We start from the raw sequence: 14,746 nt of genomic DNA on the forward strand, positions 1-14,746 counted from the left end.
GTCGTTCCGGGATGGTCCGAAGGGCCAGACCCGGAACCTCGAGATTCCGGGTTCGATGCTGCGTATCGCCCCGGAATGACAACACAGGGATGCACCAATGACAAAACTCAGCGACGCCACCCGCAACAAGCTCAAATCCGTCTCCACCGCCACCGTCGCCACCGCGCTGTTCAAGCGCGGCCTGCGCATCCAGATGATCCAGGATGTGCATCCCCTGAGCCCGAACCAGCCGACCATGGTCGGCGAGGCTTTCACGCTGCGCTACATGCCGGCGCGCGAGGATCTCAACACCATCGAGGTGTTCCGCGATCGCTCGCATCCGCAGCGCAAGGCGGTGGAGGATTGTCCGCCCGGCGCCGTGCTGGTGATGGACAGCCGCAAGGACGCGCGCGCTGCTTCGGCCGGCGCGATCCTGGTGACGCGATTGATGAAGCGCGGCGTCGCCGGCGTCGTCACCGACGGCGGCTTTCGTGATTCCGCCGAGATCGCCAAGCTCGGCTTCCCCGCCTTCCATCACCGCCCGAGCGCGCCGACCAACCTGACGCTGCACCAGGCGATCGAGATCAACGTTCCTATCGGCTGCGGCGACGCGCCGGTGTTTCCCGGCGACGTCATCCTTGGCGACAGTGATGGCGTGATCGTCATCCCCGCGCATCTCGCCGATGAGATCACGAATGAAACCTTCGAGATGACCGCGTTCGAGGATTTCGTCACCGAGGAAGTCGGCAAGGGCCGCGGCATCTTCGGGCTCTATCCCGCCACCGATCCGCAGACGCTCACCGACTTCGCGGCCTGGCGCAAGGCGAACGGCAGGTAGCTGAGCGCGGCCATCGTGCGGCGCGTAGCCCGGATGGAGCGAAGCGTAATCCGGGGCGGTGTTGTCGTCTGCACGAATCCCGGATTTCGCTGCGCTCCATCCGGGCTACCTGGCTACGCCACCGCCTCCGTCATTCCCGCCGCCCAGAGCGCGAACGCGTAGACGATCGCCACCTCGTCTAGCCGGTCGAAGCGCCCCGATGCGCCGCCGTGGCCGGCGCCCATGTTGGTGCGGAGCAGGACCGGGCCGCCGCCGCTCATAGTGGCGCGCAGGCGCGCGATCCATTTGGCGGGCTCCCAGTAAGTGACGCGCGGATCGGTCAAGCCGCCCATCGCCAGGATCGCCGGATAGTCCTTTGCCGCAACGTTGTCGTAGGGCGAGTAGGACAGGATCGTACGAAAATCCTTCTCGCTCTCGATCGGGTTGCCCCATTCCGGCCATTCCGGCGGCGTCAGCGGCAGCGTGTCGTCGAGCATGGTGTTGAGCACATCGACGAAAGGCACCTCGGCGACGATCCCTGCGAACAGCTCGCCGGCGCGGTTGGCGACCGCGCCCATCAGCATGCCGCCGGCCGAGCCGCCATGGCCGACGATGCGTTTTGCGCTCGTGTAGTTGGCCGCGATCAGCGCGCGCGCGCTCGCGGCGAAATCGTCGAACGTATTGGTCTTCTTCTCGCGCTTGCCGTCGAGATACCAGCCCCAGCCCTTGTCGGCGCCGCCGCGGATATGCGCAATGGCGTAAACGAAGCCGCGATCGACCAGCGACAGGCGGTTGGTGTTGAAGGAGGCCGGCATCGCTGCGCCATAGGAGCCGTAACCGTAGAGCAGCAGCGGCGCCGTGCCATCGAGCTTGAGGCCGCGGCGATACAGGATCGAAACCGGCACCTCCGCGCCGTCATGGGCTTTCGCCATGATACGGGTGGTGACGTAGTCGGCCGCGTCGTGGCCGGACGGAATCTCCTGGCGCTTGCGAAGCACGCGCGAGCGCTTGGCCATGTCATAGTCGTAGACCTCTGACGGCGTGGTCATCGACGAATAGGAGAAGCGAAGATTCGTCGTCTCGAACTCGTAGGAACCCATGGTGTCGAGCGAATAGGCCGCCTCATCGAAGGCGATCGCGTGCTCTTCGCTCGAAGTGAGATCGCGGATCACGATCGCCGGCAGCGCGTTGGCGCGCTCCAGCCGCACCAGATGGCCGGCATAGAGATCGATATCGATGATATAGATGCCCGGACGATACGGAATCAGATCGCGCCAGTTGTTGCGCTCCGATGCGGCGAGCGGTGCGGTGACGATCTTGAAGTCGATCGCGTCGTCGGCGTTGGTGAGGATGAAGAGCTGGTCGCCGCGATCGGCCAGCGAATATTGCACGCCCTCCTCGCGAGCCGCGACCAGTCGCGGCGGCGCGTCGGGATTGGCGAGGTCGATCAGCCGCTGCTCGGATGTTTCGTGATCGCCGCCGGCGATCACGCAGAAGCGCCCGCTGGTGCTTTCGTGCAAATGGGTGAACCAGCCGGAGTCCTGCTCCTCATAGACCAGGGTATCGTCGGCCTGCTTGGTGCCGAGCCGGTGCCGCCACACCTGCATCGGTCGGTGATTGTCGTCGAGCTTCACATAGAAGAAGCTTTTGGCGTCCTTGCTCCAGACCACGCCGCCGTCGCTTTCCTCAACGAGGTCGTCGAGGTCTGTTCGCGTCGCCCAATCGCGCACGCGGATTGAAAAATACTCCGAACCCTTGGTGTCGGCTGTCCAGGCCTGGAGCTTGTGATCGGGCGAATGCCGGCTGCTGCCGAACCTGAAGTATTTGTGATCCTTTGCGAGCGCATCGCCGTCGAGCACGATATCGCTGTCGCCGCCGTTGCGCGGCATGCGGCCGAACAGCTCATGCTGTCCGCCTTCGCGAAACTTGCGGAAGTAGGCGAACGGGCCGTCCGGTGAGGGCACGCTGGAATCGTCTTCCTTGATCCGGGACCGCATCTCGCGCACCAGCGTCTTCTGCAGGAGGGCGGTGTGGCCGAGCAGGCTCTCGGTGTAGGCGTTCTCTTCCTCGAGATAGTTGCGGATGTCGGGATCGAGCACCTGGGGATCGCGCAGCACCTCCTGCCATTTCGCATCCTTGAGCCAGGCATAGTCGTCACTCACGGTGATGCCGTGCCGGGTGAACGAATGCGGCCGCCGCGGCGCGACGGGGGGCTTGGTGGGGCTGGCGGTTTTGGTCAAGTCGATCCTCGCGTCAGGGGGCGTGTCTCGCCATATATCGGATCGAACACACCAGATTTAAAGAAGCGCCAAGCACCGCGCTCGTGTCCCGGACGCGGCGCAGCGCGAAAGTGACGCGACGCAGAACCGGGACCCAAGGCCGCCACCTGGGCCCCGGCTCAGCAGCGCATCACTGCGTGCTGCGCTGCGTCCGGGGCGCGAGACGAGGATTACGCCTCGACCTGCTCGCCGAGATACGCGACCGCCGCCTCGAGCCCACCCTTGCCGTGCGGGATCTTCAGCGCGTTGAGGCCTACTTCGATCACGCCGAGCGTGCCGAGCAGCATCGGTGCGTTGACGTGGCCCATATGGGCGATGCGGAAGGCCTGGCCCTCGAGATCGCCGATGCCGGTGCCGAGCACCACGCCGCATTTGTCCTTGCAATAGCGTTGCAGCACGGCCGGGTCGTGACCGTTGCCCATGGTTACGGTCGTCACCGTGTTGGAGCGCTCGTTGTTCTCCAGAATGTTGAAGCCGAGTACCTGGCCCTCCGACCACACCGCGACTGCTTGCCGCGCGGCTTCGCCGAGCAGGTGATGGCGACGGAATGCGTTCTCCAGACCCTCCTCGTGCAAGAGGTCGATCGCCTGGCGCAGCGCGAACAACAGATGCACCGGCGCGGTGCCGGCATATTTGCGATAATGCTCGGTGCCTTCGCGCTCGCTCCAGCTCCAATAGGGCGTCGCCATGTTCGCCTTCTTGTGCGCCTCGAGCGCGCGATCATTCGCCGCAACGAAGCCGAGGCCGGGCGGCGTCATCAGGCCCTTCTGCGAGCCGGACATCGCGACGTCGATGCCCCATTTGTCCATCTCGAACGGCATGCAGCCCAGCGAAGCCACGGTGTCGACCATGTACAGCGCCGGATGGCCGCTCGCCTTGATCGCCTTGCCGATCGCCTCGATGTCGTTCTGTACGCCAGAGGCAGTGTCGACCTGCACGACGACGACGGCCTTGATCTTGTGCTCCTTGTCACGGCGCAGGCGCTCCTCGACCTCGTGCGGCCGCACTGCGCGGCGCCAGTCACCCCGGAGCACCTCGACCTCGGCACCCATCAAGGATGCCGCATGGCCCCAGCCGATCGCGAAGCGGCCGCTTTCCAGCACCAGAAGCTTATCGCCGCGCGACAGCACGTTGCTGAGCACGGCTTCCCAGGCGCCGTGGCCATTGGCGATGTAGATGTAGGACTTGCCCTTGGTCGCGAACAGTTTCGAGAGGTCGCTGATCAGGCTCTCGGTCAGATCGGTCATCTGCTTGGAATAGATGTCGATCGCCGGACGATGCATCGCCCGCAGCACCTCGTCGGGCATCGTGGTGGGCCCGGGGATGGCCAGAAATTCCCGGCCCGCGCGAACGGTCATTGTTGTTTTTCCTTAGTTGATGAAGACGGTCTGGAGGGTCATTGATCTAGCTTTTACGCGCCGCGGGGGCCCGAGAAAAGCACGTAAAACGCGGGATGATCATGCAGGGCGAGAGCGTCCGGAGCCCTATCGCCGCGTCTCGCGACAGCCGGCGGCCTCCGCCTCTTCGACTGAACAGAACCAGCGGGTGCCCTTGCTGATCTTCATCTTGATCTGCGCGTACCAGCGGCTGGTCGGCTGGTGAAAGATGCATTCGCCGGCACTGTTGACGTTGCCCTTGATGGTGCAATCCGGCGAGGGCGCGATGGCGCCCGACGCCGAGGCGAGCAGGATTGCATGCGCCCCTTCGGGCGGCTTGGTGGCGCCGAGGATCGCGGTCTTCTTGTTGCGCACGCGCCAGTCCCAGGGGGCGATGAAGGCGCCCTGCCACATGCCGGCCTTGGCTTCGCGTGCGGCGGCTTCATCCGCCTCGTAGTCGTGGGAGATGCGAGTAAAGGCTAGTGCCCAGCCGTTTCGCACCAGCCATTTCTGGATGTCCTCGCCATCGACCTCGCAGCGCGCCACGGTGCGGCCGCGGCGGTCGATCGACCTCGCATGGCAGACCCAGCTCTTGCCCTCGACGTGTTTGGTCAGTTCCTCGCGTGCTGCCACGCCGCAGGTCCAGCGCTCGCCCTGGGTGTTGAGGCACAGCTGGTCGGTCGAGGGTGCATCGATGCCGCCGAGCCGGATGCGGGTATTGCCGATCTGGAGTGTATCGCCGTCGCGGATCTTTGCCGTGCCGGTGATGTCGGCGGCCTGCGCCAGCGTGGGCAAGGCGAGAAGGGAAATCGCAGCTAGGAATTTGCGCAGCATGCCGGTCCGCGGGTCAGGAAAAATCGCGATCAACGACGCAATTGTGGTCGGGATTTGGCCGCCGGGCCAGCACCTGCCCAAGTTATGGGCTTTCAACTTCCTGTCATCGAGCTCCAGATCCGTAGGGTGGGTTAGCCGAAGGCGTAACCCACCTCTTTGCTTTCCGCGGGTCGAAGGAAGTGGTGGGTTACGCTTCACCCACCCTACGATTCTATGCGGATCCGCGCATCGCCTTCCGCGCCACGGCCAGCCCCATCAGCACGAAAGCCGACGTCACCTCCGGCCCGCCAACCAAGATCCGCGTCGGGGTCTTCATCTTGTTCCATTCATAGGCGCGGAACGGGCCACGGCGGCCACCTTCGCCGAGAGCTTTGACGATGCAGTTCAGCGCCGGCGCGAAGGTCCTGGGATCGGCGCCGAGATGGCCGAGCGCGATCAAGGCGAGCGCCGCATCGAACGCGTTCATCTCGGCGACGAGCATCTCGCCCTGGACATAGCCGAGTACGCGGGCGCGGATGAAATCGAAGGTGCCGTCGGGATCGATCGCGGCCTGGGCGGCGAGCGGCAGCGACAGGAAGCTCGCATAGCAGCGGCCGAAATAGGCGCTGTAGAGTTCGGGCAGATAGTAGATGTGCGAGCGCGGATTGGCGAACGCGCCGCTCGCCGCCAGCCGTTTCTGGAAGGCGATGATGCGATGTACGGTGGCGAGCCGCGCCGGCATCTCCAGAATTTTCCAGCGCTCGAGATTGCGGAACGACACTTCGAGGATGTCGAGGTTCAGCGTCGGATCGAGATCGTTGCCGTAGGGCCGCTCGCCGGCGAGATTGTCGATCCAGGTGGCGACGCCGCCTTCGTAATCGATGTTGTCGTTGAGCGGCACGGTGACGCGCGGCTCGTTGACGCCCTCGCGCACCTGGTAGCCGGCGTAGAAATCGAGCAGCGGTTGGGCGAGGATCGGATCCTCGCAGCCGGCCTGTGTCGCGGCCGAGAACGAGCACGCCGTGGTGTCGCAGTCCGGCACGTAGACGCCGAAGCCGAGATCCTGCTTGATCTGCGCGAAAAAGCGGGAGAAGCGCGGATGCGGCGCCGGCGCGAGCGCGGTGATGACGTCGAAGCGATGGCCTTCGCTGCTCCGCACCTCCTCGCGACTGATGTTGATGCAGAAGTCGACCATGTCGGCGATCGCGGCCTGCGCGGCAGTGGCGTCGTCGGGCGAGGCGAGGCCGGTCTCGCGATAGGCGAGCAGCGCCTCGATGAAAAAGGCGTCGTAGTAGGCCGAGCGGTGGCGGATCTGCACCGGCTCCCACATCGGCTCGGCGATGCCCCTCCAGGGCGGATTGATGATGGCGCCTGCGCTCGAGCGCGCGATGAAGACGCGCGCCAGGTTGAACAGCAGTGAGGAGTTCTTGTAGCCGCGCGAGTTCAAGCCGGTCAGCGCCATGATCAGCTCGCGACCGCGCAGGTCTGGATCGCCGATCAGGTTGAACGCGGCGAAGGTCGGCAGAAAGCCGTTCTGGCGGTAGCTGCGCAGCAGATGATGGGCGCAGTCGCGGATCACGTTGTCGATCTCCGCCAGCGCCGGCGCCGCACCGTTGAACGGCATCGGTGGCGGCTTGGGATGGTCGAGCGCGATGGTATCGAGGAGGTCGGCGACGGGGCGGCCGACCGCCTCCCAGTCGGGTTCGGCGTCGTCACGGGCGCGGGTCAGCGCCGCACGCAGCCGAGTGAGCCTTGTCTCCTCGAGCAACTCGGGCAGGCCGGCGCGGCGGAGCAGCGCCCGCAGGGCGGGATTGCCGAGCGCGGTCTTGTAGAATTTTGCCAGATGCGGATCGCCGGTGGCCGGGCCGGCGAGCACGGGATCGCAGACGTCGTAAAGCGAGGGTCCGTCCTTCCGTGCCGTCAGGGCGCGGAAGGCGTGCCCGGCAAAATAATGAAAGCTCATGAATGACCTGGTCGCGCGGGGCCTTGCCGGGGTTCACGGCACGCCGTCCCGCCAGCGCGCCTATGTCTCAGCAAGTGTTTGAAAAGTGTCACGAATTCGTGGGGAACACAAATGTGACTGATGTCACATAAAAATCCGGCACGGAAGCTGCCCCTTTAGCCCCCAAAAGGGGGCAAAAAGGTGCAAAAATTCGCATCGGGGCTGTCGTGAATTAACCAGTATATTCAGTGGTTTATCTAAAAAGAGGGGCAATCTATTGCCCCGGGGGCGATATCCGGTTAAGGGTTTGTTTGGTGCGGCGCCGCAAATTGCGCGCAATTCGGGGACACACCCCCGACCAATCCCTCAAACCTAAAGACGCCATCGCGCTACTCGGACAAGTACGCGCGTCGCGATGGCTCCTGACAGGAATGAACCGAGATGAATGTAAGGCAGCTCGACATTTCCCGACGCACCATTGCGGTCGCCGCCGCCCTGATCGGCACGGTGTCGCTGGCGATCGGCGCCCACGCTGCCCTGAACATGCGCGCCCTCGATGCCGCCAAGGCGGTCTCGACCGTTGAGGTCACCGGTTCCGTCGGCCACACCTCGCGCCTCGCCCTCGTCATCGGCAATGGCCACTATCCCGATGCCAATGCGCCGCTATCGCAGTCGATCAACGACGCGCGCGCGCTGTCGTCCGCGCTGCGCAAAGGCGGCTTCGACGTCGACATGGTGGAGGACGCAAGCAAGGATGACATGGTCCGCGCCGTCAATCGCCTCAAGTCGAAGATCACGCGCGACAGCGTCGTCATGCTGTTCTTCGGCGGCTACGGCGTGCAGGCCGGCCGCGAGAGCTACATGCTGCCGGTCGACGCCGTGATCTGGAAGGAAAGTGACGTCCGCCGCCACGGCGTCTCGATCGAGAGCGTGCTCGAGATGATGAAGGAGCAGGGCGCCAAGGCCAAGCTCGTCGTCGTCGATGCCTCGCGCCGCAACCCCTATGAGCGCCGTTTCCGCTCCTACAGCCACGGGCTGGCGCCGATCAGCGCATCCGACAACGCGCTGATCCTCTCCTCCGCCTCGCCCGGCAAGGTCGCCGACGACGGCAGGGGCGAGCACAGCGTGCTGGTCGGCGAACTCCTGAATAACCTCAATGCGCAGGGCAGCGCCGAAAGCGTCTTCAACAAGACCCGCGTCGCGATCTCCCGCGCCTCCGAAGGTGACCAGGTCCCGACGGTGTCGTCCTCGCTCCTGGAAGACGTCCAGTTCGACCAGGCCGGCGGCTAGTCTCTCGCCGCAATTTGTAGCGCTGCATTTTGCAGGGTGGGCAAAAGGCGCAACGCGCCGTGCCCACTGGTGGGCACGCTTCCGCCTTCTCTTCGAGCTACGGCGGACAAGCCGCTTTGCCCGCCCTACGAAGTTGCGCGTTACTTCGTCTCTGCGCTCGCCATCACCGGGCGCACCGGGTCGCCTTCGCGCAACAGCGCGCCGGCGCGGGCGACGACGATGTCACCTTCGTTGACGCCGTCGCGGATCTCGATATTGCCGCCGGACATCAGTCCGATCTCGACGCGCTTGGTCTCGACGCGGTTGCGACGGATGAGCTGAACCACGGTGCCGGCGGAACTGTACTGCACGGCGGTGAGCGGGACGGCGACATTACAGCTCTGCCCGGTCTTGATCAGCGCGCGCCCGCTGGAATTCAGCAGCAGCCGTCGCGGCGTCGAGATGCCGATATAGACTATGCCCTGCTGGATGTTCGGCTCGACCGTCGGCCCGATCTTGCGCACCTTGCCGTCGATGTCGCCGGCACCCGCGATGCGCACGGTGGCCGGCTGGTTCACCGCGAGCTTCTTGATGTCGGCGGTGGCGACGAGGCCGACGAGGTCATATTCGCTGCGCGCCACGATCGAGAACAGCGCTTCGCCGCGTGCCGAGGCCGGCGCGCCAATCTGCGCGGTCGAGGCGGAGATCACGCCGGCGACCGGCGCCGTCACCTGGACTGTGCCGCCTTCGGGCAAGGCCAGCCGCGCCAGCACCTGGCCGGCGGTGATGGTGTCGCCGGCTTCCGCCAGCACCTCCGTCACCTTTAATCCGGGCCGCTCGGGCCGCACCGAGGTTTCCTCGCGCGCGATGATCGTGCCGCTCGCCTCCACGATATCGGAGAAGCAGGACTTTGCCGCCTTCAGCACCGTGACGGCCGGGCCCTTCGGCGCCTCCTCATCGGCGGCCCGGGCCGGGAGGGGGCCAAGAAAAAGGCCAAGCCCCAGTGCGATGGTCACGGGAAACAGGGTTTTGCGAGATTTGCGGGTGCAATGACGCATCGGACTAATCCACGGGATCAAACGCTTCACTCGATAGCAGATGGCGGGGGCACAGACCATGGCGCTCGGGTGCCACAGCAGGATCGATTGCGGCGGGTGTAGTCCACGGCAAGCCTTTGATTAGTCGCGGAATTGAAGATCAGGTTCGGCGCCTCGCGCCATCCGTCAGCGGCGTTCGCCGAGCAGCCTGCCGGTCGTGCGATTGATCAGGTGCAGGCGCGCGCACGCCGGACACGTCACCGAATCGTGCGTATCCTTGGCATCGGTCGGCTCGGCCACAAGCCGATGCTGAACGTTCATGCCGGTCTGCGGGCATTTGAAGACAATATGACGGTCCATCGCGTGTCGGAATATGACCGCGGCGAGCCGCGACCGAAACTACGGATGATTGCGTAGGTCGGTCGCAGCTCCCGTATTCTTACGGCAGCGTGACGAACTCCACCCAGTTCGGCTTCTTGCCGGTCGGATAGGACTTCAGCTTGGTTAACGCGCCGCTGGCCTGGTCGATGGCGTAGACCGACATGCCGTCGGACAATTCGCCGACGGCGGCGAGATAGCGGCCGGTGGGATCGATGTTGAAGCCGCGCGGCTGCTTCTCGGTCGGCACAGTTCCGACCGTGGTGAGTTTGCCGCTTGCCGGATCGATCTTGTAGGCGGTGAGCGTGTTGGTGGTGCGCTCCGAGGCGTAGAGGAAGCGGCCGTCGGGCGTAACATGGATGTCGGCGGCCCAGGGTTTGCCGGTGAAGCCTTCGGGCAGCGCCGTGGTCCGCTGGATCTCGTTCCACGCGCCGGTCTTGGCTTCATAGCTGAATACCGCGACGTCGCCGTTCAGCTCGTGGATCAGATAGATATATTTGCCGTTGGGGTGGAATACGAAGTGCCGCGGGCCCGATTTCTCAGGCACCTTGTAGACCGGCGGATCGCTCGGCGTCAGCTCGCCGGTGGTTGCATTGAAGGCGAAGGCGAGCACCTGGTCGGAGCCGAGATTGGTCGCAAACGCGAAGCGGTTGTCGGGCGAGGGGATGAAGGCGTGCGCATTCAGCCCGGTCGGAATCACCTGCTTGGGCTCGCCGACGACGCCGGTATCAAGCAGCGGATTGAGCGCGACCTTGTTGCCGCCATAGGAGGCGCTGAGCACGAACTTGCCGGTGCGATCGGTCATGACATAGGCCATGCTGTCGGCGAGCGGCCCGTTGCCGATATGCTTGAGTGTGCCGGTCTTCTGATCGATCGCAAAGCTCACCGCCGAGAACGGCTGCGAGCGCACGCCGGCAATCAGCACGCGGTGATCGGGCGTCACCGCCAGCGGCGTCGAGGAGCCAGGCTTCTCGATGCCTGCGAAGGGCGCGGTCTGCACCGCGCTCATTTCGCCCTTGTCGTCGATGCGGAAGACCGAGATGTCGTTGCTGTCAGCATTGCCGACATAGGCGAAAGTGTCGGCCATGCCGGCTCTTGCTCCGAATTGGGTGGCGAGAATGACGGCGCATGCCGTCAGCGGCAGTTGCAGGGCAATACGGCGGGTCGGTCGGGACATCAGGCTTCCTCCAGCTTTCCAAAATCGCCATTGCCGTCCGGCAAGGCTTTTCTTGGTTCCCGCGAGGATACAAGGCTGCCTGCCATTCCACCAAAATCCAGTTTGGATCGATCGATGTCGAAATTGTATCAGTCGGGCGTCGCAAAGCCGGTCCCGCGATGCCAATCAATAGGGTGGGCATGAGTGTGGGGCAGGCCTTTCGAAAGAGGAGCTTGACCATTGCCCCGCGAAAACGATCTTGAAGGCAAGCCCGACATGGGCGGCAAGCATGGCGGCCAGGCCGGCCAGCCGAAATCTCCGCCACGCCCAAAAACCAGCCAGCGCGATGAAGATGTGATGGCAAAGCATCGGAGCCATCAAACCGATCAGAGGCCGCCGCCGACCAACAGGTGACAGTTCGGCAAGAGATTGGCCTCAGGATACGGGACAGGGTTGGTTCAAGAACTGGTCCAAGGTTGATTCTTGAGTGCGCTCACAGGCCGCAGCAAAAGAGGAACGGCATCGTCGTTCGGCTGTTCTAGAATTCCTGCATGCGGCGGGAGGTTTTTGCGGAGGCTGACGTGTTTTGGATTTATTGGGACACCGCCTGGTCGATCATCATTAGCGGCATCATGTTCGCGACCATCGTCGCGCATCCCGATGCCGAGTTCGCGGAAGTGCGCGCGGCGAAACGGTCCTGAAGATCGCGCAGCGTCCTGGCTGCGTGTCTCCGTAGTTCTGCGGAGTTTGCCCTTCCGCGCGTCATTATTCGACGCCACGGCCCTTGCCGGCATCGAGGTGAACCAAATCTTAGGAGCGCGACGGTATTTTTCCGCATCTTTTTAAAGGATGCGGCCCCGCAATGAAATTGTTCGGCAATCCCTCCATTCGTTCGGTTCTCGGCGCCATCATCGGCATCCTCGGCCTGTTTCTGATCGCCCAGCTCGCGACCGGACTCTATGGCGCCGTTGAGCGCAACGCCACGGCGCAGAAGCTCGAGCGCTTTGCCGGCACCGACCAGCAGCTGTTTGCGACCCTGCTCGGCTTTCGCTTGGAGCGCGGCACCTTCCTGTCGGCGCTGCTGGCGGAGGGGCCGGCCAACGCCAATGCTGACAATCGCATCGCCACCAACCGGCAATCGTCGGAAGTCGCCTATAAGATCGTGCTCGAGCGTCTCGAGGGCGTGACCGATTCCCGTCTCGCCGGCGCCCTGAGCAGGCTGGTCGCAATCCACGATGCGCTCGTGTCGCTCCGGCCCAAGGCGGAAGCCGCCATCCACCAGGCGAGAGCCGAGCGCGACACGAAGCTCGCCGACGATTTCCGCAGGACCGCGCAGGACTATCTCGACGGGATTCTGGCGCTGACGGGTGAGCTCGAGAACGCGCTGAAGCTGAGCGATCCCGTGGTCGATCATCTCCTGGGCGTGAAGCAGTCGGCCTGGGCCGCGCGCAATTTCGGCGGCCTGATCGCGATCCGCCTGGAAGCCGCGGCGGCCAGTGCAAAACCCTGGAGCGCCGCCGACATGGTCGGCGCCGCCGAGGATACCGGCCGTGCCAAGCAGGCCTGGAGCCAGGTGCTGGACGCAGCCGGCCGCGCCGACGCGCCCGCCGGCCTCACCGACGTGATCGCGCGCTCGAAGCAGGGCGAAGCCGCCGCCATGGTCGAGCGCCAGCAGGGATTCATCAAGGCGCTGAGCAACAACCAGACGATCGACATCAAGGTCGAGGACCTCTCCAAGCTCAACACCGCCATCCTCAACTCCAGCGTCGAGGCCGGTCAGGTTGCGCTTGCCGAGATGGTCGCGCGCGCCGGCCAGCAAATGAGCTCGGCGAAGTGGAGCCTGGTGTTCAACGGCGCGATGATGCTGGTCGCGCTCGCCATCACCGTGTTCGGCTTCATCCTCGTCAACCGCCGCGTCAGCGTCCCGATCCGCAAGCTGACCCAGGCGATGCAGCGCCTCGCTGAGCGGGACTATGCGATCGAACTCGCCGGCATCGAGCGTGGCGACGAGATCGGCGAGATGTCGCGCGCGGTGTCGGTCTTCAAGGAGAACATGATCACGGGCGATCGCCTCGCCGAGGAGCAGGCGGACGAGCAGGGTCGGAGAGAGCGGCGCCAGCTTGCTGTCGAGCGGCTGATCGGAGAGTTCGAGAAGACCGTCACGGCATCACTGCATACGCTTGCCTCGGCGTCCGGCGAGCTGAACGGTACCGCGCAGTCGATGTCGTCGACCGCCGAGCAGGGCTCCTCTAAAGCGGCCTCCGTTGCGTCCCTCTCGGGTGATGCGTCATCCAACGTGCAGACCGTTGCCGCTGCCACGGAAGAGCTGTCGGCCTCGATCGCCGAGATCAGCCGCCAGGTCGCGGAATCCTCGAGTATCGCCGGCGCTGCCGCCGCGGAAGCCGATCGTACCAATGGCGAGGTGCAGGCGCTGGCGGACGCCGCCCAGCGCATCGGCGATGTCGTCGAACTGATCACGGGCATCGCAGAACAGACCAACCTGCTGGCGCTCAACGCCACCATCGAGGCCGCGCGCGCCGGTGAAGCCGGCCGCGGCTTTGCCGTGGTCGCAGCCGAGGTGAAGAATCTCGCGACGCAAACCGCGAAGGCGACTGAAGAGATCACCGGCCAGGTCGCCGCAATCCAGGGCGCGACGCGTTCGTCGGTGACCGCGATCCAGTCGATCGGCACCACCATCCAGCGCGTCAACGAGATCGCCGCCGCGATCGCCGCCGCGGTCGAAGAGCAGGGCGCCGCCACGCGCGAGATTGCCCGCAACGTGCAGCAGGCCTCCCAGGGCACCACGGAAGTCTCGCGTCACATCTCCGGCGTCTCGCAGGCCGCCGGCCAGACCGGTGCGGCCGCCGGCGAGGTACTCGATTCGGCCAAGATGCTGTCGCGCCTCTCGGACGACCTGAAGCGCGAGGTCGATCGCTTCGTCGAGGATCTCAGGGCGGCGTAGTTTTGCAGTGCGGTAGGGTGGGGTAGCCGGTCACGTTCTCGCTTGCTCAACAGGCGACAGCGCAAGGCGTAACCCACCGCTTGTCTCGTACGCGGGATGATGGGTTACGCCGGCGCCTGTCATCGGGTCGCGCTTCGCGCGGACCCGGTGGGCCAACCCACCCTACGAATCCCGCGAAGCCTCACGTCATGCTGCCGGGCATGAAGCAGCGGATCAGCGTGCGGCCGTTGACGTAGTACGGCCAGACCATGGTGCGACCGGCGCGGTTCGGCTCGGTGATCACGGTGTCGTCGGGCACCTCGACCCACATGCCTTCGAGACGAACGCGGTAATGGCCTTCCCTGGTGTCCCAGTCGGCATCGGCTACCGCGGTGCCGTCGGCGTCCGCGCAGCACGGGCCACCGCCTTTGCTGTGCAGGCTTTCGAACCAGCCTTTGAGGGGGGAATTTGCAAACTGGCCGTTGTCGCGGCCTAGTGCGGGGGCGCCGATCAGGGCAAGCGCCGCAACGAGAGGCAGTAACCGATAGCCGACAGACATCCTTTCGCCTCTTGAGTTTCGCACGCAAAAGACCGTCCGGCCCCCGGAGGCCCGGTGCGCACGTGATGTATTTTCGGCTGACACCCCCCGGCTGGACCGTTCCGCATCAGCGATTGCGACAACCCGCGGCTCGAAGCTTTGATCCTATTTGGGAACGCGCATCACTGCGGCCCTATCGGTCAGAAGTTGTGACCGATTGC

11 protein-coding genes are annotated in these 14,746 nt (G+C 64.7%); 3 read left to right on the forward strand and 8 right to left on the reverse strand.

Features of this window, described 5'->3' with window-relative positions; genetic code table 11:
- Positions 1 to 97: 97 nt before the first annotated feature.
- On the forward strand, positions 98 to 817 hold the full coding sequence (locus Q3C01_RS34185) for a ribonuclease activity regulator RraA (protein WP_458149669.1): 720 nt from the start codon (positions 98 to 100) through the stop codon (positions 815 to 817).
- 113 nt (positions 818 to 930) lie between these two features.
- On the opposite strand, the gene Q3C01_RS34190 is transcribed toward Q3C01_RS34185, so the two are convergent.
- The 4 genes from Q3C01_RS34190 to Q3C01_RS34205 all read right to left on the reverse strand — a co-directional run bounded on the left by Q3C01_RS34190 (position 931) and on the right by Q3C01_RS34205 (position 7,227).
- Positions 931 to 3,036, reverse strand: a complete 2,106-nt coding sequence (locus tag Q3C01_RS34190; protein ID WP_458149670.1) for a S9 family peptidase — start codon at positions 3,034 to 3,036, stop codon at positions 931 to 933.
- Positions 3,037 to 3,245: 209 nt separating this feature from the next.
- Positions 3,246 to 4,433, reverse strand: a complete 1,188-nt coding sequence (locus tag Q3C01_RS34195) for a pyridoxal-phosphate-dependent aminotransferase family protein (RefSeq protein ID WP_458149671.1) — start codon at positions 4,431 to 4,433, stop codon at positions 3,246 to 3,248.
- Positions 4,434 to 4,559: 126 nt separating this feature from the next.
- Complete coding sequence (locus Q3C01_RS34200; RefSeq protein WP_458149672.1) at positions 4,560 to 5,285, reverse strand: thermonuclease family protein; 726 nt, start codon at positions 5,283 to 5,285, stop codon at positions 4,560 to 4,562.
- 211 nt (positions 5,286 to 5,496) lie between these two features.
- Positions 5,497 to 7,227: a hypothetical protein gene (locus tag Q3C01_RS34205; RefSeq protein WP_458149673.1), complete on the reverse strand. Its 1,731-nt coding sequence runs from the start codon at positions 7,225 to 7,227 to the stop codon at positions 5,497 to 5,499.
- Positions 7,228 to 7,647: 420 nt separating this feature from the next.
- Between Q3C01_RS34205 and Q3C01_RS34210 the strand changes: the two genes are divergently transcribed.
- A complete protein-coding gene (locus Q3C01_RS34210; protein ID WP_458149674.1) occupies positions 7,648 to 8,496 on the forward strand; it encodes a caspase family protein in 849 nt (282 codons plus the stop codon).
- Positions 8,497 to 8,636: 140 nt separating this feature from the next.
- On the opposite strand, the gene Q3C01_RS34215 is transcribed toward Q3C01_RS34210, so the two are convergent.
- The 3 genes from Q3C01_RS34215 to Q3C01_RS34225 form a co-directional block, all read right to left on the reverse strand.
- Positions 8,637 to 9,533: an efflux RND transporter periplasmic adaptor subunit gene (locus tag Q3C01_RS34215; RefSeq protein WP_458149675.1), complete on the reverse strand. Its 897-nt coding sequence runs from the start codon at positions 9,531 to 9,533 to the stop codon at positions 8,637 to 8,639.
- A gap of 165 nt (positions 9,534 to 9,698) precedes the next feature.
- Positions 9,699 to 9,833 carry a hypothetical protein gene (locus tag Q3C01_RS34220; RefSeq protein ID WP_458149676.1) on the reverse strand — a complete coding sequence of 45 codons (135 nt, stop codon included), beginning with the start codon at positions 9,831 to 9,833 and terminating at the stop codon, positions 9,699 to 9,701.
- Positions 9,834 to 9,951: 118 nt separating this feature from the next.
- Positions 9,952 to 11,067, reverse strand: a complete 1,116-nt coding sequence (locus Q3C01_RS34225; RefSeq protein WP_458149677.1) for a lactonase family protein — start codon at positions 11,065 to 11,067, stop codon at positions 9,952 to 9,954.
- A gap of 841 nt (positions 11,068 to 11,908) precedes the next feature.
- Here Q3C01_RS34225 and Q3C01_RS34230 point away from each other — a divergent pair.
- Positions 11,909 to 14,008: a methyl-accepting chemotaxis protein gene (locus Q3C01_RS34230; protein WP_458149678.1), complete on the forward strand. Its 2,100-nt coding sequence runs from the start codon at positions 11,909 to 11,911 to the stop codon at positions 14,006 to 14,008.
- Between the two features lie 181 nt (positions 14,009 to 14,189).
- Here Q3C01_RS34230 and Q3C01_RS34235 read toward each other — a convergent pair whose 3' ends face one another.
- Complete coding sequence (locus Q3C01_RS34235) at positions 14,190 to 14,546, reverse strand: hypothetical protein (protein ID WP_458149679.1); 357 nt, start codon at positions 14,544 to 14,546, stop codon at positions 14,190 to 14,192.
- Positions 14,547 to 14,746: the final 200 nt, after the last annotated feature.

The organism is Bradyrhizobium sp. UFLA05-109, from assembly GCF_054185165.1.

Excerpts from the sequence above, each read along its gene's own strand:
- Q3C01_RS34185 (WP_458149669.1), top strand. The coding sequence starts at position 98 with ATGACAAAACTCAGCGACGCCACCCGCAACAAGCTCAAATCCGTCTCC.
- Q3C01_RS34195 (WP_458149671.1), bottom strand. The coding sequence starts at position 4,433 with ATGACCGTTCGCGCGGGCCGGGAATTTCTGGCCATCCCCGGGCCCACC.
- Q3C01_RS34200 (WP_458149672.1), bottom strand. The coding sequence starts at position 5,285 with ATGCTGCGCAAATTCCTAGCTGCGATTTCCCTTCTCGCCTTGCCCACG.
- Q3C01_RS34205 (WP_458149673.1), bottom strand. The coding sequence starts at position 7,227 with ATGAGCTTTCATTATTTTGCCGGGCACGCCTTCCGCGCCCTGACGGCA.
- Q3C01_RS34210 (WP_458149674.1), top strand. The coding sequence starts at position 7,648 with ATGAATGTAAGGCAGCTCGACATTTCCCGACGCACCATTGCGGTCGCC.
- Q3C01_RS34215 (WP_458149675.1), bottom strand. The coding sequence starts at position 9,533 with ATGCGTCATTGCACCCGCAAATCTCGCAAAACCCTGTTTCCCGTGACC.
- Q3C01_RS34220 (WP_458149676.1), bottom strand. The coding sequence starts at position 9,833 with ATGAACGTTCAGCATCGGCTTGTGGCCGAGCCGACCGATGCCAAGGAT.
- Q3C01_RS34225 (WP_458149677.1), bottom strand. The coding sequence starts at position 11,067 with ATGTCCCGACCGACCCGCCGTATTGCCCTGCAACTGCCGCTGACGGCA.
- Q3C01_RS34230 (WP_458149678.1), top strand. The coding sequence starts at position 11,909 with ATGAAATTGTTCGGCAATCCCTCCATTCGTTCGGTTCTCGGCGCCATC.
- Q3C01_RS34235 (WP_458149679.1), bottom strand. The coding sequence starts at position 14,546 with ATGTCTGTCGGCTATCGGTTACTGCCTCTCGTTGCGGCGCTTGCCCTG.